22 protein-coding genes, 2 tRNA genes and 1 pseudogene are annotated in these 22,000 nt (G+C 63.6%); 14 read left to right on the top strand and 11 right to left on the bottom strand.

Annotation, left to right across the window (positions count from 1 at the left end; translation table 11 throughout):
* Positions 1–7: 7 nt before the first annotated feature.
* Complete coding sequence (locus tag ACP15W_RS09040; protein ID WP_424932549.1) at positions 8–736, bottom strand: SDR family oxidoreductase; 729 nt, start codon at positions 734–736, stop codon at positions 8–10.
* Positions 737–845: 109 nt separating this feature from the next.
* Between ACP15W_RS09040 and ACP15W_RS09035 the strand changes: the two genes are divergently transcribed.
* Positions 846–1,739, top strand: coding sequence for a LysR family transcriptional regulator (locus ACP15W_RS09035; RefSeq protein ID WP_424932548.1), 894 nt, complete (start codon positions 846–848; stop codon positions 1,737–1,739).
* A 12-nt stretch (positions 1,740–1,751) separates the two neighbouring features.
* On the opposite strand, the gene ACP15W_RS09030 is transcribed toward ACP15W_RS09035, so the two are convergent.
* A complete protein-coding gene (locus ACP15W_RS09030) occupies positions 1,752–2,408 on the bottom strand; it encodes a Crp/Fnr family transcriptional regulator (protein ID WP_424932547.1) in 657 nt (218 codons plus the stop codon).
* Positions 2,409–2,662: 254 nt separating this feature from the next.
* Here ACP15W_RS09030 and ACP15W_RS09025 point away from each other — a divergent pair, with 254 nt between their 5' ends.
* Positions 2,663–2,908 carry a hypothetical protein gene (locus ACP15W_RS09025; RefSeq protein ID WP_424932546.1) on the top strand — a complete coding sequence of 82 codons (246 nt, stop codon included), beginning with the start codon at positions 2,663–2,665 and terminating at the stop codon, positions 2,906–2,908.
* A gap of 80 nt (positions 2,909–2,988) precedes the next feature.
* Here the strand turns inward: ACP15W_RS09025 and ACP15W_RS09020 are convergent, their stop codons facing one another.
* On the bottom strand, positions 2,989–3,387 hold the full coding sequence (locus tag ACP15W_RS09020; protein ID WP_424932545.1) for a hypothetical protein: 399 nt from the start codon (positions 3,385–3,387) through the stop codon (positions 2,989–2,991).
* Between ACP15W_RS09020 and ACP15W_RS09015 the strand changes: the two genes are divergently transcribed.
* Entirely contained in the window at positions 3,380–3,772 is a 393-nt protein-coding gene (locus tag ACP15W_RS09015; RefSeq protein WP_424932544.1) for a GFA family protein, read from the top strand. The genes ACP15W_RS09020 and ACP15W_RS09015 overlap by 8 nt on opposite strands.
* A gap of 18 nt (positions 3,773–3,790) precedes the next feature.
* Here the strand turns inward: ACP15W_RS09015 and ACP15W_RS09010 are convergent, their stop codons facing one another.
* Positions 3,791–4,159, bottom strand: a complete 369-nt coding sequence (locus ACP15W_RS09010) for a glycine zipper 2TM domain-containing protein (protein ID WP_424932543.1) — start codon at positions 4,157–4,159, stop codon at positions 3,791–3,793.
* Between the two features lie 137 nt (positions 4,160–4,296).
* On the bottom strand, positions 4,297–6,195 hold the full coding sequence (locus ACP15W_RS09005) for an alpha-amylase family protein (protein WP_424932542.1): 1,899 nt from the start codon (positions 6,193–6,195) through the stop codon (positions 4,297–4,299).
* Between the two features lie 147 nt (positions 6,196–6,342).
* Here ACP15W_RS09005 and ACP15W_RS09000 point away from each other — a divergent pair, with 147 nt between their 5' ends.
* Positions 6,343–7,044 carry an NAD-dependent deacylase gene (locus ACP15W_RS09000; RefSeq protein WP_424932541.1) on the top strand — a complete coding sequence of 234 codons (702 nt, stop codon included), beginning with the start codon at positions 6,343–6,345 and terminating at the stop codon, positions 7,042–7,044.
* A gap of 60 nt (positions 7,045–7,104) precedes the next feature.
* On the opposite strand, the gene ACP15W_RS08995 is transcribed toward ACP15W_RS09000, so the two are convergent.
* The 3 genes from ACP15W_RS08995 to ACP15W_RS08985 form a co-directional block, all read right to left on the bottom strand.
* Complete coding sequence (locus ACP15W_RS08995) at positions 7,105–7,980, bottom strand: bifunctional helix-turn-helix transcriptional regulator/GNAT family N-acetyltransferase (RefSeq protein WP_424932540.1); 876 nt, start codon at positions 7,978–7,980, stop codon at positions 7,105–7,107.
* Between the two features lie 44 nt (positions 7,981–8,024).
* On the bottom strand, positions 8,025–8,960 hold the full coding sequence (locus ACP15W_RS08990; protein WP_424932539.1) for a hypothetical protein: 936 nt from the start codon (positions 8,958–8,960) through the stop codon (positions 8,025–8,027).
* A 149-nt stretch (positions 8,961–9,109) separates the two neighbouring features.
* On the bottom strand, positions 9,110–10,042 hold the full coding sequence (locus ACP15W_RS08985) for an L-lactate dehydrogenase (RefSeq protein WP_424932538.1): 933 nt from the start codon (positions 10,040–10,042) through the stop codon (positions 9,110–9,112).
* Between the two features lie 238 nt (positions 10,043–10,280).
* Between ACP15W_RS08985 and ACP15W_RS08980 the strand changes: the two genes are divergently transcribed.
* Positions 10,281–11,099, top strand: coding sequence for a PstS family phosphate ABC transporter substrate-binding protein (locus ACP15W_RS08980; protein WP_424932536.1), 819 nt, complete (start codon positions 10,281–10,283; stop codon positions 11,097–11,099).
* Between the two features lie 3 nt (positions 11,100–11,102).
* A complete protein-coding gene (locus ACP15W_RS08975) occupies positions 11,103–12,977 on the top strand; it encodes a putative bifunctional diguanylate cyclase/phosphodiesterase (protein WP_424932535.1) in 1,875 nt (624 codons plus the stop codon).
* Positions 12,978–13,062: 85 nt separating this feature from the next.
* On the opposite strand, the gene glnA is transcribed toward ACP15W_RS08975, so the two are convergent.
* Positions 13,063–14,472 (bottom strand): type I glutamate--ammonia ligase, encoded by a 1,410-nt coding sequence (gene glnA / locus ACP15W_RS08970; RefSeq protein WP_424932534.1) that lies wholly within the window; start codon positions 14,470–14,472, stop codon positions 13,063–13,065.
* A 94-nt stretch (positions 14,473–14,566) separates the two neighbouring features.
* Positions 14,567–14,905 carry a P-II family nitrogen regulator gene (locus tag ACP15W_RS08965; protein WP_424932533.1) on the bottom strand — a complete coding sequence of 113 codons (339 nt, stop codon included), beginning with the start codon at positions 14,903–14,905 and terminating at the stop codon, positions 14,567–14,569.
* 281 nt (positions 14,906–15,186) lie between these two features.
* Here ACP15W_RS08965 and ACP15W_RS08960 point away from each other — a divergent pair.
* The 5 genes and pseudogenes from ACP15W_RS08960 to murI form a co-directional block, all read left to right on the top strand.
* Positions 15,187–15,271: transfer RNA gene (locus tag ACP15W_RS08960), tRNA-Leu, on the top strand.
* Between the two features lie 34 nt (positions 15,272–15,305).
* On the top strand, positions 15,306–16,685 hold the full coding sequence (gene tig / locus ACP15W_RS08955; protein ID WP_424932532.1) for a trigger factor: 1,380 nt from the start codon (positions 15,306–15,308) through the stop codon (positions 16,683–16,685).
* A 113-nt stretch (positions 16,686–16,798) separates the two neighbouring features.
* Positions 16,799–17,092, top strand: a complete 294-nt coding sequence (locus ACP15W_RS08950; RefSeq protein WP_424932531.1) for a hypothetical protein — start codon at positions 16,799–16,801, stop codon at positions 17,090–17,092.
* A 115-nt stretch (positions 17,093–17,207) separates the two neighbouring features.
* A tRNA-Glu gene (locus ACP15W_RS08945) sits at positions 17,208–17,282 on the top strand.
* 34 nt (positions 17,283–17,316) lie between these two features.
* Positions 17,317–18,129: pseudogene (gene murI / locus ACP15W_RS08940) on the top strand (glutamate racemase); the annotation flags it as partial.
* Between the two features lie 43 nt (positions 18,130–18,172).
* Here the strand turns inward: murI and ACP15W_RS08935 are convergent.
* Complete coding sequence (locus tag ACP15W_RS08935; protein ID WP_424932530.1) at positions 18,173–18,829, bottom strand: TetR/AcrR family transcriptional regulator; 657 nt, start codon at positions 18,827–18,829, stop codon at positions 18,173–18,175.
* Between the two features lie 52 nt (positions 18,830–18,881).
* Between ACP15W_RS08935 and ACP15W_RS08930 the strand changes: the two genes are divergently transcribed.
* The 3 genes from ACP15W_RS08930 (at position 18,882) to ACP15W_RS08920 (ending at position 21,976) form a co-directional block, all read left to right on the top strand.
* Complete coding sequence (locus ACP15W_RS08930) at positions 18,882–20,015, top strand: serine hydrolase domain-containing protein (RefSeq protein WP_424932529.1); 1,134 nt, start codon at positions 18,882–18,884, stop codon at positions 20,013–20,015.
* Positions 20,016–20,096: 81 nt separating this feature from the next.
* Positions 20,097–21,128 (top strand): N-acetyl-gamma-glutamyl-phosphate reductase, encoded by a 1,032-nt coding sequence (gene argC / locus ACP15W_RS08925; protein WP_424932528.1) that lies wholly within the window; start codon positions 20,097–20,099, stop codon positions 21,126–21,128.
* Positions 21,125–21,976 carry a YihY/virulence factor BrkB family protein gene (locus ACP15W_RS08920; protein WP_424932526.1) on the top strand — a complete coding sequence of 284 codons (852 nt, stop codon included), beginning with the start codon at positions 21,125–21,127 and terminating at the stop codon, positions 21,974–21,976. Before argC ends, ACP15W_RS08920 begins: the two co-directional genes overlap by 4 nt.
* The last annotated feature ends 24 nt before the right edge of the window (positions 21,977–22,000 follow it).

The following is a 22,000-nucleotide window of genomic DNA, read 5'->3' as shown; positions in this document are numbered from 1 at the left end:
CTCCGTGTCAGACCATGCCGCCGTTGGCGCGGATCGTCTGGCCATTGATCCAGCCGCTTTCCGGGCTCGCCAGGAACGAGACCACGCGCGCGATGTCCTCCGGTTCGCCGAGGCGACCGAACGGGTTCATCTTCGCGATACCTGCCACAAGGTCCTCGCTCTTGCCGGTCAGGAAGAGCTCCGTCGCGACCGGCCCGGGCGCCACGCAGTTGGCGGTGATGCCTTTTGCCGCGACCTCCTTGGCGAGCACATGGGTCAGTGCCTCCACTGCGGCTTTCGTCGCGGCATAGACGCCGTAACCGGGCTGGTAGAGCCCGACGACACTGGAGGAAAAGCTGATGATCCGACCACCTTCGCGCAGCCGGTTGGCCGCCTCGCGCATGCCCCGGAACACCCCGCCGACATTGAGCGAGAGATGCGCCTCGAAGGCCTCATCCGTGGTCTTGGCCACCGGAGAAAGCGCCATGACGCCTGCATTGTTCACCAGAACGTCCACGCCGCCGAGTTCCTGTTCGGCCGTGTCGAACAGCTGGCGCACACCCTCCGGCGCGCTGAGATCCGCCTGGACTGCGATGGCTCGTCCTCCCGCAGCCTCGATCTTCGAGACAACCGCATCTGCCGCATCCTTGCCGCGCGCATAGTTGACCACGACGGCGAAGCCGTCCTGCGCCAGTGTTTCCGCGATTTCCGCGCCGATCCCGCGCGATGCGCCGGTGATGATCGCTGTTCGTGTCATGAGGCTTCCCTTTGCTTCGATTCCCTTGCCCATGCAAAATCGGTTGCATGAATGTCGAAAACAATGCGATCAATTATGACTTCACAATTCGGCATTAGCGAACAAGGTGATGGACCGGCTCGACCGTATGCAGCTCTTCATCCGGGTCGTCGAGCGTCGCAGCTTCTCGGCGGCCGCGCGTGATCTCGGGCTTGCGCGTTCCACCGCGACGGAAGCGATTAAGCAGCTGGAGGCGCGGCTCGGCACCCGGCTGCTGGACCGGACCACGCGCCACGTCACACCGACCCTCGATGGCGAGGTCTACTACCGGAACTGCCTCGATATCCTCGCGGCGCTTGAACGGGCCGAGGCCGACCTGAGCACGGCGGAACCCCATGGGCTTCTGCGCATCGACGCTCATGGGGTGCTGACGCGGCGCTTCCTCCTGCCACGCCTGCCCGAATTCACCGCGCGCTACCCGCGGATCGACCTGCATCTGGGCCAGGGCGACCGGCTGGTCGACCTGGTTCGCGAAGGGGTGGATTGCGTGATCCGGGCCGGAACGCTCGAGGACAGCGGCCTGATTGCGCGACGGCTTGCCATGATCCCGGAAATCACCTGCGCAAGCCCCGCCTATCTCGCGCGCCACGGCACCCCGCGCCACCCCGGCGATCTGGACGGCCACGGGATGGTCGGCTTCGTCTCTTCGCGCACCGGCGAGGTGGTGCCGCTCGAGTTTCGCGAGGGGGCGCGCCTGCATGAAATCCGGCTGCCCGCGCGCGTCACCGCCAACGAGGCCGAGACGGTCGCGGAACTCGCCTGCCTCGGCTACGGCCTGATCCAGGCGCCGCGCTACCGCTTCGCCGAAGACCTCCGCGCAGGTCGGCTCGTCGAGGTGCTGGCCGATTTTCCTCCGGACCCTCTGCCGCTCAGCGCGCTCTATGCGCAGAACCGGCAGACGGCCCTTCGGCTGCGTGTCTTCCTCGATTGGGTTGCGGAGGTCTTTGCCGAAGCGGACCTCTGAGCCGGTGCAGCCCTAAAGATCCCGGCTGTCGAGTTCGTCTTCCAAGGCGCCGGTGTCTACCACCAGATCGCCCTTTTCGCGCTTCACGATACCCCGTTTCGAAAGCCCGCTCATTTCGCGCGACACCGCCTCGCGGTGGGTGCTGATCCGTGCGGCCAGATCGAAATGCGTCGGCGCCGGCCTCAGCCGCACGGACTCGCCCTCGTCCGTCGCTTCCTGATCCTCGGCCTGCGCCCGGCGCAACAACTCGCGCAGGAGCCGTTCGCGCACGAGAAGCGTGCTGAACTCGATCACCCGCTCTGACAGCCCGCGCATCTGCTTCACGAGGCTCTTCATGACCGCATCCGCAAAGCTGCGCTGATCGAGAAGCTGAAGGAAGCTGCGCCGGTTGCACACGGCGATCCGCATCGGTCCCTTCGCAATCACGCTCGCCGTCCGCGGGCCTCCGTCGAGCGCCGCGATGAAACCCACCAGTTCGCCGGGGCCTGCATCGGCGAAATCGATCATCCGTCCGTCTTCGGAATGCACCGCGACCCGCGCCATGCCCTCGAGGATCACGAAGACCTCGTCGGTCGTATCCTGGGCCGCGACAAGCTCGGTTCCCGCCCCGACCGAGCGCTCGCGCGCGACGCCCATGAAATGCGCCATTTCCTCATCGTTCAGTTGCATTCGCCCTTCCGCGCCTCCCGCATGTCCTCGACGCGACCGAACGGTGCGCCCCTCGTTCTTCTTGCCGGGAGCTTACAGGAAAATCGGAGGGCAAACGCGTTTTTTTCCGGCTCGTGCGAAACCTCACAGAGCGTCACGCCCACTTGAGGCAATTTCTCCTCACGACACGAACCCCCGGCAAGAACACGAGTATAGCGAGTAGCAAGTGCCGGATGGGGCGGAGAGATCAGAGACTGTTTCAAGGGACAATAGACATGACACGCATCTTCAAGACCGCATTCTTCACCGCGCTTCTCATCACTGCCGCCGGCATGAGCACCATCGCCTCGGCCCGTGATGCAGGCGAGCGGACACGGACCGTCAAACCGGCCTCCAACCTCGTGGCAGAGGCTAGAATCACGGCAACCGACGCCACCACCTACGCGGAACCCGCCGCCGAGGAGCAGACGCTTACCGGTCGCAACTGCGCCCGCCAGATCTGCGAGCGCCCCGGCCGCTAAGCCTCGGCCACGGGCACAAGTTTGTCGCTGCCCACGACCTTCAAGTTACCAAACCATTTTTCGAACACGCGTTTGACCGATTACACCATTTGAACAGGGCAGCGGCTCAAGCGCCGCACCGGGGCGGGGATCCTGGTGCGGCGCGCCTCGTTTGGGCAGGTTTCGGGCGCGTCGCCATGGAACAGCATCAGGCCGCTGCCCGCTCCGACCATCTCGTCAGTATCTAGACAGGCCTCGGCTACGGCCTGATCCAGGCCCCGCGTTACCGCTTTGGCGATGCTCTCTAGGCCGGCCGTCTCGTGGAGGTGCTCGCAGACCTCCCGCCGTCGCCCATGCCGCTCACGGCCCTCTACCCGCAGAACCGCCATCCGCCCTTGCGGCTGCGTGCCTTTCTCGATTGGGTGCGCGAGGTCTTTGCCGACTCGCGATCCTGACCTAAAAAAATGGTGGGGAATCGAGAGGGAAAGCGCGATGCTCACGGGATCCTGCCACTGCGGAAGCGTGACCTGGAAATTCGAAGGCAATCCGGGGTCGGCTACCGCCTGCAACTGCACGATCTGTCGTCGCTATGGCGCACTCTGGATCTATGGCAAGGCAGGCGAACAGATCACCACAACAGGCCTCAGCAACGCATACACGCGCGGACCCGTGATCGAATATCACTTCTGCCCCACATGCGGCTGCCTGGCCTTCTACAGGATCGTTGGAGGCAACCCGGAAGACGAGGGCATGATGGCCGTCAACATCCGCATGGCGGATGAGCCGGAAGCGGTTTCCCGGCTTGAAATAGACCATTTCGATGGGCTCGACAGCTTCGATGACCTGCCACGCGACGGGCGTCGCGTGGCGGACATGTGGTTTTGAAACCCGGGGTCGAGCCGCTCAGCGATAGACCGGACGACCGTACTGGTCGTAGCCAACGATCACCGGATTCGAAGTCCGTTGATAGCCGTTATAAGCCGGCTGGTTGTAGGCGGGATGATTGTAGGTCTGCTGCTGCTGACATTCCTGCCGCGAAGCGCCAAGCAGCCCGCCGACCGTGGCTCCGGCGGCGGTCGCGATGTCCTGACCCTTGCCCCCGCCGATCTGGTTTCCCAGGATCCCTCCCACGACGGCCCCGCCAATCACCCCGGCGCCACAGTTGACGTTCCGCGCGGTTTGGGGATCCACGTAGGTTCCGCCCTGGTAGGGATTGCTCGTGCTACAAGCAGCGAGGCCGAGTGCGGCCGTGATTAACGCTATCCGATGCATTTCTGGTTCTCCAATGCTCCCTGACTCCGTCGCGCTTTCTATCCCGGTTCGGTCGGGATTTTTTCTGAACAGCGCGAGAGGTGTCGACAATGTGAAACCAGCAGGATTTCCATTACTGTCCTGAAACAATCAGGCCATCATCTCAGCCAGAGCCGTGCATAGGGCGGTAGCGGAATGGCTCCGTGCCCATCGCCGGCAGGGGCATCCGACAGTGCGTCATGGCGCCGTGTCGCGCCTTGCTGCATTGCCCAGTTCTCGGGGATCGAGGTCCATGTCTCGGCGAAGTTGAACACGCAGACCATCGCCCCGGTAGGAGCGCGCCGGGCAAAGGCGAAGAGTTGCGCGTTCCCCGTATGCAGGATCTCGGTCGGATGGCGGGCGTGCAGTTCGAGGCAGGCGGCGCGGCGCGCGAAGATCTCTCGCAATCCGGACAGAACGCGGCCCTCGGGCGAGCCGCGATCCGCCTGTGCAGCGCTCACCCTCTCCCAGTCCATCCGGGGCCGGTGCAGCCAGCGGCTGTCATGGGCGAGATCGGCCACATCGTGATAGCTGTAGTCGTTGAGCAGCGCGATTTCGTCACCCATGTAGACCAGCGGCACACCTCCATAGCTCGCGATCAGCGCATGCCCCATGAGGATGCGGTCGATGGCACGGTCGACGCCGGCGGAATCTCCGGCCATGATCGCCTTCTCCAACCCGCAGAGCGACGCGCAGGAACCGCTGATGCGCTTGTCGCCGGTCTCGGGGTTGACCTGGAATAGCTCGCCCTTCGCGAAGGAGCCGGCAAAGTCGCCCTCGTAGAAATCGGACAGGAATGCGCGGTGCATCGGCCCGTTGAGGCCCACCGCGGAGGCATCCGCATCCGTCACCGCCCAGCCGATATCGTCGTGACAGCGCAGGTAGGTCGCGTAGGTCGCGTTGGTCAGGGCAGGCGGAAAATGCGTGCCGAGCACATGGGTCATGAGCTGCGTGTCGCGCGCGGCCAGCGCCGACCAGAACTGCACCATGAGCGAGTTGTGGTAGGCGAGGTTGCCTTCCTTGCCGTCATGCTCGCCCCGCCCGAGATAGGGCAGCATCTCCTCGGGGCTCACGATCGCTTCCTCGAGATGGATCACCGACGGCGCCACGATGCGGCAGGCCGCCCGAAGCGCCTGCAGAAGCATGTGGCATTCGGGTTCCGACTGACAGCGCGTCCCCATCCGCTTCCAGATGAAAGCGACCGCATCGAGCCGGAGGATCTCCACGCCCCGGTTCGCAAGGAAAAGCATGACCTTCGTCATCTCGAGAAAGATCTGCGGATTGGCCCAGTTCAGGTCCCACTGGTGCTCGTTGAACGTGGTCCAGACCCAGCGCCCCATATCTTCGTAGTAGGTGAAATTGCCTGGCGCGTTGTCCGGAAAGACCTCGAGCAGCGTCTCCTCGTACTGCATCGGCAGCGTGTCATCGGGGAAGGTCAGGTAGTAGTCGAGGTATGTCGGGTCGCCCTTGCGCGCCTTCTTAGCCCAGGTGTGTTCCTTCGCGGTATGGTTGATGACCAGATCGACACAGACGCTGATGCCCCGCATCCGGCAGGCCGCGGTCGCGGCTTCGAAGTCTTCCATCGTGCCGAAGGCCGGGTTGATGGCGCGGTAATCCATCACCGAGTAGCCGCCGTCGCTGTCACCGGGGCGCGGCTTCAGGCAAGGCATGAAATGCACGTAGGTGACGCCGAGATCCTTCAGGTAGTCGAGCCTTTCCACCACCCCTTCGAGATCGCCGGCAAAGCGGTCGATGTAGAAGGAATAACCGGTCATGTCTGGCCGCTGGAACCAGTCGGGTTCGAGGTCTCGCCTGAGGTCCAGGAGCTTCAGGTCGTCGGCCCGCTCGCGCCATGCGACCTTCAGCGCCCGGTCGAGCGCCTTTCGGAAGGCAGGATAGCCCGGATGCGTCCCGTAGAGCCGATCCAGCATACCCCAGAGATCGTCCCGGCTTCGCGCGTATCGCAGTTCGAAAAGCGTGTCGCCCGTCACGCCGCCGGTTGTATCCAGCTTTGCCATGTTTTTCCTCCCCCATTTCCTTCTGCGAGCAGAGCCCAATTTCGCACGCATCTCAATGGCCACGATCCTGTCCGATCGACTTGTGGCGGGGTTGACGGCGCAGGGAGCCGCAGGCTTCATCGGGCAAAGCGGCGGGAGAGAAGAAACATGCACGTCTTCGTGCTGACCGGAGCAGGGATCTCGGCCGAGAGCGGGCTCGGCACGTTTCGCGACAAGGGCGGGATCTGGTCGAAATTCGATCCGATGAAACTCGCCACACCCGAGGCCTTTGCGGCCAATCCGCTTGCCGTGCACGACTTCTACAACCTGCGCCGCCGCAACCTGCTTGGAGCCGCACCCAATGCCGCGCATCATGCGCTGGCCCGGCTGGAAAAGGGCTTGGCCGATCAGGGCGGAGGGGTCTTTCTCTGCACCCAGAATATCGACGATCTGCATGAGCGTGCGGGCAGCCGGCACGTGCACCACATGCATGGTGAGTTGCTGAAATCGCTCTGTTCCCGCTGCGGAGCGCGAGCGCGATGCGAGACAGAACTGTCGATCCTCGACGCCTGTCCTTCCTGCGGGCGCGACAATTCGCTGCGACCGGACGTGGTCTGGTTCGGCGAGATGCCCTACGGCATGGAGGAAATCGAGGCCGCGCTCGAAGCCTCCGAGATGTTCGTTGCCGTCGGCACGTCCGGCTCGGTCTACCCGGCAGCAGGCTATGTCGAGCTTGCCAGGAGTTTCGGAATGGAGACCTGCGAGATCAACTTGGAGCCATCCGACAACGCGTATGTCTTCGATCGGAAGTTCTACGGGCCGGCAAGCGAAACCCTTCCGGTCTTTGTCGACGAAATCCTGAAGGGATAGGTCGCAGCGCCCACGCGCGCCCACCCGCCCACCCCGCTGCGCGGGCGCTGCGAGAGGGTGTCAGAGGCGCTTTTCGAAGAAGAGGTCCGGATAGGGGTCATCGTTGAAGCGCGCAATCTCGGACCAGCCGAGGCGACGATAGAGCGCCTCGGCTTCCGGCAGGGCGCTGTTGGTGTCGAGCCGGAGCGTGGCTATCGCGAGTTCGCGCGCAGCATCCTCGGCAGCAGTCATGAGCCGTTTCGCGAGCCCGAGGCCGCGCGCCGAACGTGCAACCCAGAGCCGCTTTATCTCTGCCCAGTCGCCACCCCAGCCCTTCAACCCGACGCACCCCATCGGCACCCCGTCAGACATGGCGACGAGAAAGGCACCGCGGGGCCGGATCATGTCCGCAGCCTCCGGATCGCGGGAAAGCGAGACGTCGAATCCGCCGTCGAAGCGCCGGTTCAGTTCCGCGTAGTATTCCGCGAGGCACTGGAGGGCTGCATCGCATCTCGGGTTCATCTCCTGGAGATTGATACGGTCGCGTCCGAATGTCGATGCCACGAGGTCCATTGCCGCCAGCAGTGCTTCGGGGTCGGGGGCGCGGGCCAGAACCTCTTCGGCCTGCGCGTCCGAAAGCCGCTCATACGCCTCGAATTCGGCCTGGCCTTTCTCCGTCAGATGAACGAGGCGGCGGCGCGCGTCATCGGGATGAGGGACGGTCTCGATCAGGCCCTCCTGCTCCAGTCCCCGCAGCAGACGGCTCATCAACCCGGTATCCAGCCCGAGATAGGTGCGGATGCTGGCAACATCGGTCATTCCATGCCCGGCAGCGTTCAGTACCCGTGCGGAGCCGAGTGGGCGTCCTCGTCCGAGGAAGGAAACGTCGAGCGCGCCGACCTCGGAAGTGACGGCGCGGCTGAAGCGGCGGAATCGGGTTATGGCGTTGGGCATCATGATAGCTGACTTAAGTCAGCTATCATATTCCGTCAAGCTGGAACTCAATCCGGCAGCATGTCGGGTTGCTTCGGGCTGCCCAGTTTCGGCGATTTATCTTTCAATGCGTCGGGGATCAGCATTTCGCTGAACCCCGCCATGAAACCGAAGAGATACATCGCCCAAGTCATCTTTTCCGATGAAACGGGGAGGAAGTCGCCCAGCATCAGCAGGATCATGACCAGGGCCGCAATCACGCCGATCATGATCCGGACCGTCCCGGTATAGATCATTTCCGTGATCGTCACCGAATGCTGCACCTTCACCTTCTTCACCCCGATGGACACCGCGAAGAAGGCCCCGATCGCTCCGAGAAGTAGCACGTCCTGATAGCTCACGGTGGGCGTTGCCGTTACGAGTTTGCCCGTCAGTATGGGTTTGAAAAGGCCCACGCCTTCCGTCGCAGGCAGGACCGCCCAGGCAAACATGAAGGCGAGCAAGGCGGTCAGATTGGCCAGAATGTAGCGCATCCGGTTCTTGCTGTCCCGACCGGTCTGGACCTCGTGCAGCAGCCCCTCCAGCAGCTCTTCCGCCTGTTCCACCTTCCCCTCGAAGGCGAGTTGCTTGGCCTTGGCCATCAGTTCGGCGCAGCGATCGGCCCGCGCCTCGAAGTGCTTTCTGCGGTAGGCCGGCCAGGGCAGCCGTGGCCGGGAACCGCAGAGTGTGGAGGTTATCATGGCGATCGGACCGATTATGGTGCCGAGCCTTTCGCGCAGCTTCTTACACTCCTGCGGACAGGACGAAGACAGGCAGTAACGCAGCCGGCAGAACTCCTCATCGCTGAGGCGTGCGGTATAGATCGTGAATTGCGAGGTCTGCACGTAAATCGCGTGCACCGTATCGCCGAGCGGGTCCGGCTTTCCCTTGGCGATCAGGTCCCCATTCGGTTCCTGCACGTCGCCAACATGCGTGCCGCCGGAAATCCTGCTTTGATCTGTCAATGCCCACTCCCAATGTCTTGCGCGCCACTGGAGCGCCTGATCTCTCTGACTAACTCTTCAGTGAGCAGACATTCGCATGATCGCTGCGCGCAAAATGTGGGGTTGAGCACAACCTCAAATATTACCGTGGGACTGACGGGGCAGGGGGCCTAGAGTTCCAACGCGTCGGCCGTGGCCTTGAGCATCTCCGCGCTGGCCCTGAGCGCCGAGGCTTCTTCGTCGTTCATGTGCGGCATCAGGTTGCCCTCGATGCCCTTGGCACCAAGGATCCGAGGCACGGAGATGGCGACCGGCCCTAACCCTTCTACATCTTCCGCCAGCATGGAGAGGGAGAAGACAGCCCGCTCGTTCTGCCGGATGGCGGCCACGATCCGCGCGAGGCCCGCGCCTATCCCGAAATAGGTCGCGCCCTTGCCCTCGATGATGCGATAGGCGGCCCGGCGCACCCCGGCATCGATCTCCTCGCGAACGGATTGGGTGATGGGCGCTGACACATGAGCCGCGAAATCCGCCAGCGGCAACGCCCCCACGCGGGCACCGGACCAGCAAAGCACCTCGCTGTCGCCATGCTCCCCGAGCACGTAGGCATGGATGGATTGCGGCGCGATGCTCAGATGACGACCCAGAAGCGAACGGAACCGCGCCGAATCGAGGATCGTCCCGGAACCGATCACCCGCTCCGGAGGCAGACCGGAAAGCTGCGTGGCCACATGGGTCATGATGTCGACCGGATTGGATGCAATCAGCAGGATCGCATCCGGGGCCGCCGCCAGAACCTCGCCGATCACCACGCGGAAGACCTCGGCGTTGCGGCTCAGCAGCTGGAGCCGGGATTCGCCCGGCTTCTGCCCGACACCTGCGGCAATGATGACCACCGAAGCCCCGGCCAGATCGGCATAGTCACCGGCTTGCACGGAAGAGGCCGTGGCGAAGGGAATGGCATGCGCGATATCCTCGGCCTGCGCGACAGCAAGGCTGCGGGCAAGATCCACGAGAACCACTTCCCGCGCCACACCGCGCATGACCGAAGCGAAGGCGGCCGAACTTCCGACCATGCCTGCGCCGACAATGCCAAGTTTCATTTACCCATACTCCTTGCTGATCGCATCGCACCCTCCCGCAATGCACAAGCGTCACGATACGGGCATCCTGCGATTGCACAAGGCTGCGCTGGGCGGCTGGGGCATCCGGATCGGACGCATCGATTAACGGGATTTAACCCTGTTTGAAAACCGTTTGACCGCGTTCAGGCCCATTTTCGGCAATCGTAAGGTTTTCACGTCATTCTCCCCGAAAATGTCGATTCGGAGGAATGATCGGATGAGTCTCTACGCCCGCATGAAGCCCATGACCCTGGCCATGTCAGCCATCGCATTTCTGGCCGCGGGTGCGGTCTCGGCCGAAACCCTGCGCATCGGCGGGACGGGCGTCGCGCTCGGCAGCATGACGGTCCTGGGCGAGGCCTTCGAGAAACACCACCCCGATGTCGAGGTCACGGTTCTGCCGAGCCTTGGCAGCAGTGGCGGCGTGAAGGCTGTGCTGGCCAATGCCATCGATCTCGGCGTGGCATCCCGGCCGCTGAAGGATGCGGAACGCGAGAAAGGGGCCACGGCGCAGGTCTACGCGATGACCGGCCTCGCGGTGGTGACCTCGCTCGGCACGGCCGCGGATGCGGTGACGCCCGACGAACTCGAGGCGATCTATACCGGCGAGATGACCGACTGGCCCGACGGGACGCCGATCCGGCTGGTCCTGCGTCAGGCCGGGGAGACCGATACGAAGATCCTGCGCGCCATGTCCGAGCAGATGGCACGTGCCGTCGATACAGCCCTCGAGCGGGACGGCCTCCTCTCCGCGACCAATGATCAGGAAAATGCCGAGACGCTCGAAAGCCTCGAAGGCTCGATCGGTCTCGTGGCAACCGGACAGATCGCGACCGAGAACCGCCAGCTCAAGGTGCTGCGCCTCGTGAGTTCCGCGAAGGCCCCGGTCGACGATACGCCGGAGCGCCTCAGCAAGAGCCTCTATCTCGTGACGGCCCCCAACACCAAACCGCTCGCCAGGGAATTTGCCGCCTTCGTCTTCTCCGACGAAGGGCGCGCGCTTCTCGAGCAGTACGACCACGTTCCCGCGGAGTAAGCCATGTTCGGATGGTTCTCGGAAGATCGAAACTCAGATATCGACCCGGGGGTCGTCCGGATCACCACGGCCGTGGCCATGGTCCTTGCGCTCGCAACGGCAATCCTTCCGCCGGCTCTGCACTTCCATTTCGGGGCCCAATACGAGCGGGGAAGCCTCGAGGCCAAGGCGACGCTCAATGCGCAATTGATCTCCCAGATCGTCGGTCGCAATCCAATGCTGTGGCAATTCGAGACCCGGCGCATCGACGATATTCTCGCGGGGGTCTCCGAGATGCACCTGATGCGCGTCCTGGACAAGGACGCCGAGTTCGTGACGGAGGTGGGCGCATCGGACCTTCCCTGGCCGATCATAACCTCAAGCGCGCCGCTCTACGATGCCGGTCATGTGGCCGGCAGCCTCGAAGCGCATGAAAGCCTCCGCGGGCTGCTGACACGGAGCCTCCTGATTCTCGCGGGAACATCTGTCGCAGGGCTTGTTGCCTTCTTTCTGCTCCGGATGCTGCCGATCGGCCTGCTGCGCCGGGTGATCGACCGCGCGGCCTTCCTTGCAAGCCACGATCCTCTGACCGGCTTGCCCAACCGCTTCCTGCTGAACGAATCGCTCGAGAACGCAATCCAGGGTTCGATCCGGACGGGTGAGCCGCTTGCGGTTCTCTGCATCGATCTCGATCACTTCAAGGAGGTGAACGACGTTCTGGGGCATGCAGCGGGGGATGAACTTCTCCGGCAGACAACGGAGCGGATGAAGGGCATTCTGCGCAGCAGCGATATCCTCGCGCGCCTTGGGGGCGACGAATTCGCCATCATCCAGAAGCATGCGGATCAGCCGAATGGAAGCGCCCGGCTCGCCGGCCGCCTGATCGAGGCGCTGGAGGCCCCCTTCGAACTGCATGGGCATGAGGCCGTGATCGGCGCGAGCGTCGGCATCGCCCTGACCGAGACGGGCGTGACGGTGACGGGAACGCGGCTGCTTCAGGAAGCCGATCTCGCGCTCTACGAAGTAAAGAAGGCCGGGCGCGGCGCGTTCCAGTTCTTCGAGGAGGAAATGAATTCGCAGCTCCGGGCACGCAAGGCTCTGGAGAAAGGCCTGCGTCGGGCGTTGGCCGAGGGCGAGTTCGAGCTGCACTACCAGCCGCAGATCGACCTGACATCCGAGGAGATCATCGGCGTCGAGGCACTTCTGCGCTGGAACGATCCGACCGAAGGTCTTGTCGCGCCGGACGAGTTCATTGCGCTGGCTGAGGAAACCGGCCTGATTCTTCCTATCGGAGAATGGGTGATCCGCGAGGCCTGCCGTGAGGCGCGCGCCTGGCCGGGCCTGAAATTTGCCGTCAATGTCTCGCCGGTACAGTTCCGCCACGGAAACCTCGCCGAAACGATCCGCCTCGCGCTGAAGGAAACCGGTATCGAACCGGGTCAGCTCGAAATCGAGATCACCGAAGGGGTGTTGTTGCAGAAGACCGACGAAACCGTCGCCATCCTCACGAAGATCCAGGAGCTGGGCGTTCGGGTCGCCATGGACGATTTCGGCACCGGCTATTCCAGCCTGAGCTACCTGCGTCGCTTTGCATTCGACAAGATCAAGATCGACCGGTCCTTCGTGAGCGGGCTGGAAGACAGCGCCGACGCGGAAAGCATCATCCAGGCCGTTATCAATCTCGGCAGCTCGCTCGGCATGATCTCGAATGCGGAAGGGGTCGAAACGCGGGCCCAGGCCGATATCCTCAAGCGCCAGGGGTGCCGGGAGGTGCAAGGCTACTACTTCGGCCGCCCGATGGCATCGGCCTCGATCCGCGAAGTGCTTCAGGATCGGGATTGGGTGGCCGTCGAGGCCCGGGCCGCGGCGCGCGATGGGGCAGGGACGAAATCCGCCTGATGCTGTCGTGGCCCGCTAAAAGGGTTCGATGAATGAAAAAAGGCGGGTCGATTGACCCGCCTTTTCCGTTCCGAGTGCCGAAGCCTCAGAGCGAGTAGTACATCAGATACTCGACCGGGTGCGGCGTGTGCTCGAACATGTAGACGTCCTGCCACTTGAGCGCCATGTAGCCTTCGATCTGGTCCTTGGTGAACACATCGCCGGCGAGCAGGAACTCGTGATCCTTCTCGAGGGTCTCGAGTGCTTCGCGAAGCGAGCCGCAGACCGTCGGGATCGAGGCCAGTTCTTCAGGCGGCAGATCGTAGAGATCCTTGTCCGAAGCTTCGCCCGGATCGATCTTGTTCAGGATGCCGTCGATACCGGCCATCAGCAGGGCTGCGAAGGCGAGGTAGGGGTTCGCGCAGGGATCGGGGAAACGGGCCTCGACGCGCTTTGCCTTCGGGCTTTCCGTCCACGGAATACGCACGCAGCCCGAGCGGTTCGACGCGGAGTAGGCGCGCAGCACCGGTGCCTCGAAGCCCGGGATCAGGCGCTTGTAGCTGTTGGTGGTCGGGTTGGTGAAGGCGTTCAGCGTCTTCGCGTGCTTCAGCAGGCCGCCGATGAAGTAGAGTGCTTCGTCGGAAAGGTCGGCATACTTGTCGCCGGCGAAGAGCGGCTTGTTGTCCTTCCAGATCGACATGTTGACGTGCATGCCCGAGCCGTTGTCGCCGTAGTAGGGCTTCGGCATGAAGGTCGCGGTCTTGCCATAGGCATGGGCGACGTTCTGCACGACATACTTGTACTTCAGGATGTTGTCGGCCTGCTCGGTGAGCGTGCCGAAGATCAGCCCGAGCTCGTGCTGCGGCGAGGCAACCTCGTGGTGGTGCTTGTCGACCTTGAGGCCCATGCGCTTCATGGTCGAGAGCATCTCGGCGCGGATGTCCTGGGCGGCATCGACCGGCGGGAGCGGGAAGTAGCCGCCCTTGACGCCCGGGCGGTGACCCATGTTGCCCATCTCGTATTCGGTGCCGGTGTTCCAGGACGCGTCCATCGCGTCGATCTCGAACCCGACCTTGTTCATGTCGTTGGAGACCTGAACGTTGTCGAAGAGGAAGAACTCGGCTTCGGGACCGAAGTAGCTCACGTCACCGACGCCGGAGGACTTCAGGTAGGCTTCGGCCTTTTCCGCGGTGCCGCGGGGGTCACGGCTGTAGGGCTCGCCGGTGTCGGGCTCGACGACCGAGCAGTGCAGGCAGAGCGTCTTCTCGGCGAAGAAGGGGTCGACATAGGCCGAGGAGGGGTCCGGCATCAGTTTCATGTCGGACTGGTCGATGGACTTCCATCCGGCGATGGAGGAGCCGTCGAACATGAAGCCTTCCTCGATGAATTCCTCATCGACGAGATCGGACATGACCGTGACGTGCTGAACCTTGCCCTTGGGATCCGTGAACCGCAGGTCGACGTAGGGAATCTCGTCGTCCTTGAGGCTCTTCATTACAGAGGTGATGTCGCTCATCTGACTTCCTCGATCTGGTTAGACGTTTTTGTGATTGCAGTATTGCCCTGTCAGCGCCCCCGAAAGGGCGCCGCCGGGGCAAGTCGGGCAGGAATCAGAGCGCGTCGGCGCCCTCTTCTCCTGTCCGGATGCGAATGGCCTGTTCGACCGGGTAGACGAAGATCTTTCCGTCACCGATCTTGCCGGTCTTCGCGGCCGAGACGATGGCCTCGATGGCCGTCTCGACGAGTTCATCCGGGAGGACGACCTCGATTTTGACCTTGGGGAGGAAGTCGACAACGTATTCCGCACCACGGTAGAGTTCGGTGTGGCCCTTCTGCCGTCCGAACCCCTTCGCTTCAACGACGCTCAGGCCCTGTATGCCGACTTCTTGCAGGGCCTCCTTCACCTCATCGAGCTTGAATGGCTTGATGATGGCTTCGATTTTCTTCATGCCGACGGGCCCCCTGACCGTATTTGGGCGAGTGTTCGATTGAATGCGTCACGACAAAGCAACATGCGCCACCAAGTTCAATGTGCCCTGCGGTAGCGGCCTTTGTCCGGGCGGAAGATTCGACACAAGTTGCTCATGCAGTAAGCATGTTGGGCAAATATTAGGCGGAAAAGCAAGTGGCTCCCCGGTGCGAGGGCCTGCATTTTTCGCTCGCGCGCCTTGACGCCGTCTGGTAGAGAGCGGCCTCGATTTGGTTCGCGGGCTTCCCGTGACCCATGGCCGCGGGCGTGGCGGAATTGGTAGACGCACCAGATTTAGGTTCTGGCGCCGCAAGGCGTGGGGGTTCAAGTCCCTCCGCCCGCACCAGATGAAGATACGGCGACGACGAGGAAAGACGTAAATGCAGGTCACTCAGACCCTGAACGAAGGCTTGAAGCGGGGCTATGCCATCACCGTTCCGGCTGCCGAGCTCGAAGCGAAAGTGACGGAGAAGCTGGAAGAGGCCCGCAAGGATTTCCAGATGAAGGGCTTCCGCAAGGGCAAGGCGCCCGCGGCCCTGATGAAGAAGATGTTCGGCCAGTCCGTGCTGGGCGAAGCGATGCAGGAATCGATCGATGCCGCGATGAAGCAGCATTTCGACGAGACCGGCGACCGCCCCGCGCTCCAGCCCGACGTCAAGATGACGCAGGACAACTGGAAGGAAGGCGACGACATCGAGGTCACCATGACCTACGAGGCGCTGCCCGACGTGCCGGAGATCGCCTTCTCCGAGATCACGCTGGAGCGCCCGGTCGTGACTCCCGAGGAAAGCGACATCCAGAGCGCGCTCGAGAATCTCGCGGAGAACGCCAAGAGCTACGAATCGAAGGGTGAGGGCGCAGCCGCCGAGACCGACGACCAGGTCGTGCTCGACTTCGTGGGCTCCATCGACGGCGAGGAGTTCGAGGGCGGTGCCGCCGAGGATTTCCCGCTGGTGCTGGGCTCGGGCAACTTCATCCCCGGCTTCGAGGATCAGCTCGTGGGCGTCACCGCCGGCGAGAAGAAGGACGTCACCGTCAAGTTCCCCGATGAATACGGTGCCGAGCATCTCGCGGGCAAGGAAGCCGTCTTCGCCTGCACGATCAAGGATGTGAAGGCCGCCCAGACCGCCGAGATCAACGACGAACTCGCGACCCGCTTCGGGGCCGACGATCTGGCTGCGCTCAAGGAGCAGATCACCGAGCGCCTCAAGGCGGAATACGGTCAGGCCAGCCGCACGGTGGTCAAGCGCCGCCTGATGGACGCGCTCGACGAGAAGGTCGATTTCGAACTTCCGCCGTCGCTGGTGGAAACCGAGGCCAAGCAGATCGCGCATCAGCTCTGGCACGAGGAAAATCCGGACCATCAGGGCCATGATCACCCTGAAATCGAGCCGACCGAAGAGCACAACGCGCTCGCCACGCGCCGGGTCCGCCTTGGCCTTCTGCTTGCCGATCTCGGCAAGAAGAACGACATCGAGGTCGGTGACCAGGAAGTGCAGCAGGCCGTCTTCGCGGAAGCCCGCAAGTATCCCGGCCAGGAGCGCGAGTTCTTCGAGTTCATCCGGAGCAACCCGCAGGCCCTTCAGCAGGTCAGCGCACCGCTCTTCGAGGAGAAGGTCGTCGACTACATTCTCGAACTGACCACCGTGACCGAAAAGCCGGTCACGAAGGAAGAGCTCGAGAAGGAAATCGAAGCGCTCGACGAGGACGCGACCAAGAAGGACGTGACCTCCGAAGTGGCCGTGGCCGACGAGGCCTGAGGCCGCCAAGGCAGGCTGCCGCTTCCATCGGCAGAGACAATCCCAGAGACCCGGTCGGTTCGACCGGGTCTTTTCGTTTGGTCGGGTGCGATGCCGCTCCCGCAGGCCAGGCAATGGGCGGGAACCTACCCGAAGGTGTCGGATCTGTGGCCGGCATCGAACTGCTATGGTCGCGGATCGGCCGGCGGCTTTCAGGAGGCGACGCGATGATGGAACTGGTGTTTCTCGCCTGTCTGGCAGGCAGTGCTCCGGCGTGCGAGGAAAGAAGCCTTCTCTACCTCGACATGTCTCATGGCGCCTGCATGCGGCTGGCACCGGTCCAGCTTGCCGAATGGACGGAATCGCATCCCGCATGGTCGGTGAAGCGTTGGTCTTGTCGTATTGCGGGTGCCGAAAGCGCGGCCTGAGCGGACCATTCCCGAAGCGCCGCCGACCAGTTTAAAAAATCTTCACGTTTGTGCAGATTTCTCGAAATTCGGTCTTGCGCACCCCCGCACCCGGCGATACATAGCCCCCCGTCACGCGCCCTTCGTCTATCGGTTAGGACGCCAGATTTTCATTCTGGAAAGAGGGGTTCGATTCCCCTAGGGCGTGCCACCTCCTCTCAGCAACCTGGCAGAGACCGGAGCCCATGCCGATCGGAATTTTCGACAGCGGATTGGGCGGGCTTACCGTGCTTGAGGCGGTTCGGCGACAACTTCCCCATCAGGATTTCCTCTATCTCGGCGATACCGCCCATGCGCCCTATGGGCCGCGCACGCCGCAGGAAATCTACGATCTCACAATCTCAGGCGTTGAAACGCTTTTCCGCCACGGCTGCGCGCTCGTGATTCTCGCCTGCAACACCGCGTCCGCCGTCGCGCTTCACGATCTTCAGGTGAACTGGCTCGATCCGTCCGCGCATCGGGTGCTCGGCGTCTTCGTGCCGGTAATCGAACACCTCACCCGCCGCGACTGGGGCGACAATTCGCCGCCCACCCATACCGGTCTTCGCGACGTGGCGCTCTTCGCCACGCAGGCAACCGTTGCCTCGGGCGCCTTTCCGCGCGAGCTGCGCTTCCGGGCGCGCGATGTGCACGTGGAGCCGCAAGCCTGCACAGGGTTGGTGGAGGCGATCGAGGACGGCAACATGGCGCTGGCGCGGCTCATCGCCACGGACCACGTTCAGAGCCTTCTGGACCGCCTGCCAGCGCCGCAGAGCGCCGTTCTGGGTTGCACCCACTATCCCCTCGTCGAGGATGCCTTCCGCACGGCCCTTCCCGCGACAACGACGCTGGTGTCGCAGCCCGATCTGGTCGCCGAAAGCCTCGCGAGCTATCTCGTGCGACATGACCGGTTCGGCGGAGGTACGGGCGAAATTCGCTACCTGACGACGGGAGATCCGGCCGCGGTCGGCGCACGCGCGGAGCTTTTCACCGGTGCGGCGGTGAGCTTCAAGGCGGTGCCCGACAGATGGGCGGCCCCCGAGGAGCATGGTCTTTCCTCGATCAGCGGTGCGTCCGTGCCGCGCGATGCCGTCTGATTTCGATCGAGGCAAGGCGCGCAACGGCTGCAAGATCGGAATGCGTCGCCCCGTCGCGCGCTTGAACCGACATGCCTTGTATGATGGCGCCCACGAACCGGGCGATCGCTGTCGTGTCGGTGCCGGCTGCGAGTTCGCCTTCGGATCTAGCGCGCTCCAGCCTGTCGCGGATTCTGGTGATGGTCGCTGTGCGCAGGTACGAGACCTGTCGGGCAATCGGGTCGTTCTCCTCGGCGCATCCCAGGACCGCCGTCGAGATCATGCAGCCAGGAGGTGTTTCCGCCTCCGCGAACGCACTCGCCTGACTGTCGAGCCACGCCGCAAGTGTCTCGAGGACATCAGGGGCATCCAACGCATCCGCGCTGAGCGTGCCTTGGGTAGATCCATACCATTTGAGGGCCTCGCGGTAGAGATCGGCCTTGGAATGGAAGGCCGCGTAGAGGCTCTGCGGCGTGATGCCCATGGCGCGGGTCAGATCGGCAATCGAGGTTCCCTCATAGCCCCGACTCCAGAAGAGCCGTGCGGCCTTTTCCAGAACCTCCTCACGATTGAAGGCCGGCGGCCGGCCGCGACGTTTTCCTGCGGTCCCTGATTTATCACATCGATCGCTCTTGAATTTCATGGTCCGTCAGATATTCTGGAGTGGTTATTGTGATTATACGGAGTTCGTTGTGATGAGTCAGCGTGCAATTTTGAATCATGCCCTGGATGCCGCCATCGACAGTGCGCTCGATGAGGATCGCATCGTCGGTGCGGTGGTCATGGTCATGCGCGGTGGCGAGATGATCTACCGGCGTGCCGCGGGCTTCGCGGATCGTGAGGCGCGCACGCCGATGCGCGAGGATACCATATTCCGCCTCGCCTCCATCACCAAGCCGATCACCTCCGCCACGATCATGCGCCTCGTCGAGTTGGGCGTGGTCTCGCTGGCCGACCCGGTGACGCGCTGGCTCCCGGAGTTCCGGCCCCGGCTTCCCGACGGAACGGAGCCGGAGATCACCCTCGAACAGCTCCTGACCCACAAGTCCGGGCTGCAGTACCGTTTTCTCAAGCGCGGCGGTAGCTACGACGCCGAAGGCATCTCGGACGGGCTCGACCAGCCGGGCCTCTCGATGGCGGAAAATCTTGCGCGAATCGCGCGGGCTCCGCTCGCCTTTCCGCCCGGCACGCGCTGGCGCTATTCCGTCGGGCTCGACGTCCTCGGGGCCGTGATCGCGGCGGCCACGGGCGAGAGCTTTCCGCAAGCGGTCGCGCGCCATGTCACCGGCCCGCTCGGCATGGCCGACACCGCATTCGAGGTCCGGGATCGCGAGCGGCTCGCCACACCCTATGTCGATGCGGAGCCGCAGCCCCGGCCCATGGGCGACAATGAGGTGCTGCCGCTTCTGGAAGGCGCCGTGCGCTTCGCTCCCGCGCGGATCTTCGACCCGGCGTCCTTCCCCTCGGGCGGCGCCGGAATGGCTGGCACTGCACCCGATATCATGGCCTTTCTCGAGGCCATCCGCACGGGCGGCGCGCCGATTCTCTCGCGCGAGACCGTTGCTGCCATGATGGCGAACCATGCGCCGCTCGACCCCAAGACACTCGGCCCCGGAACCGGATTCGGCTACGGATGGTCCATCGTGCTGGACCCGGATGCCGCCGAGAAGCCCCACAATCCCGGAACGCTGGCGTGGGGCGGGGTCTACGGGCACGACTGGTTCATCGATCCGATGGCGGAGATGACCTGCATTGCGCTCACCAACACGGCCTATGAGGGCATGCAGGGTCAATTTGTGACCGATCTGCACAAGGCCGCCTATCGGTAGGCGCGTGAATCCGCCACGGCGATTGAACGCCCCCCCGGCTTGCTCTAAATCACCGGCCTGAACACAGAATGGGTGAATGGCATGGCCAAGGACTATCAGATCGCGATTCTCGGGGCGAGCGGCTACACGGGCGCCGAACTGATCCGTCTGATCTCGACCCATCCACACATGGAAATCCGCGCGCTGACTGCCGACCGAAAGGCCGGGCAGGAGATGGGCAATGTCTTCCCGCATCTGCGCAGCCTCGACCTGCCGACGCTGACCACCATCGGCGAGGTTGATTTCGGCGGCATCGACCTGGCCTTCTGCGCCCTCCCGCACGCCACCACGCAGGAGGTGATCTCCAAGCTGCCGCGCTCGCTGAAGGTTGTCGACCTGTCGGCGGATTTCCGGCTGCGCGATCCGGCGGTCTACGCCAAATGGTATGGCCACGAGCACCTCGCGCTCGACCTGCAGGCCGAGGCGGTCTACGGCCTCACCGAATTCTACCGTGACGAGATCCGCGCCGCGCGGCTGGTCGCCGGCACGGGCTGCAACTCCGCGACCGGCCTCTACGGCACCCTGCCGCTCCTGAAGGCGGGCGTGATCGACCCCGAGAACATCATCATCAACCTCGCCACGGGCGTCTCCGGCGCAGGCCGCTCGCCCAAGGAAGGCACGCTCCACACCGAGGTCTCCGAGGGCTTCCACCCCTACAACGTCGCCAAGCACCGTCATCTGGCGGAGTTCGACCAGGAACTGAGCAAGGCGGCGGGCCGCGATGTGGCCGTGACCTTCGTGCCGCACCTCCTGCCGCAGAACCGAGGCATCCTCGCCACGATCTACGTGCGTGGCGATGCGGGCGACGTCCACGCCGCGCTCTGGGAGAGCTATGCCGACGAGCCCTTCATCGATGTGCTCCCGATCGGCGAAGCCCCGGCCACGCGGCACGTGCGCGGCTCGAACATGGTCCACATCGGTGTGGTGGCGGATCGCCGCCCGGGCTGGTGCATGGTCTTCTCGACACTCGACAACCTGATGAAGGGCGCCTCGGGCCAGGCCGTGCAGAATGCCAACCTCCTGCTCGACCTGCCCGAAACCATGGGGCTGATGGCGCCGCCGCTCTTCCCATGAGGGCGCGGCACGCATTCCTGAAGGCCAGGCGCTTCTTCCTCGTGCTCTGGGATGCGATCAGGCGTTTCAACCGCAATGACGGAGCTGCGATGGCTGGCTTCGTCGCCTTCTCCTGCCTGCTGTCGATCTTCCCGTTCCTGATCTTCGCCACCGCGCTTACCGGCCTCATCGTCGGCCCCGACAACACGGACGCGGTGATCGAGGCGCTCTTCGAGATCGCCCCCGAGCACATGGCCCGCACGCTGGAGCCGGTGGTGGGCGAGGTGCTCCAGGGCCGCAGCAACTCGGTCCTCACGATCTCGGTGCTCTTCGCGATCTATGTCGCCTCCAATGCGGTCGATTCAATCCGCATGGCCTTCGACCGCGCCTACCTCGTCCGGCCCGATCCGTTCTTCCTCAACCGGATCAGGGCCATCGGCTTCGTCATGGTGGGCGCCATCGTGGCGGCACTGCTCGGCTTCACGATCCTGCTCTCGCCACTGCTGATCCGGCTGGCGACAGAACTTCTGCACGTGCAGGTGCCCGGCATCACCGGCTATCTCACCTATGCCTTCGGACTCGCCGTCTTCGTCAGCTTCGCCTGGGGCATGCACCGGTTCCTGCCGGGCCGGAGACTGTCGCGCTCCATCCGGCTCTGGCCGGGCGTGATTCTCACCGCCTTGCTCTGGATCATCGCCGCGACCGCATTTTCGACCTATCTCTCATATGCACCGAGCTATGCGGTGACGTATGGTACACTGGCCGGGGTCATCATCACGCTGATGTTCTTCTACATCACCGGGATGGTGATCATATTCGGAGCCGAGTTCAACGCGGCGCTCAACCGGATGCAGCCGGACGGCAGCTAGGCCGAAAAGGGAACGGGAAGACAC

Source organism: Amaricoccus macauensis, from assembly GCF_049800915.1.
Classification (GTDB): Bacteria; Pseudomonadota; Alphaproteobacteria; order Rhodobacterales; family Rhodobacteraceae; genus Amaricoccus; species Amaricoccus macauensis_A.
The sequence above is the reverse complement of the archived record's forward strand: the minus strand, read 5'-3'. Positions and strand labels throughout refer to the sequence as shown.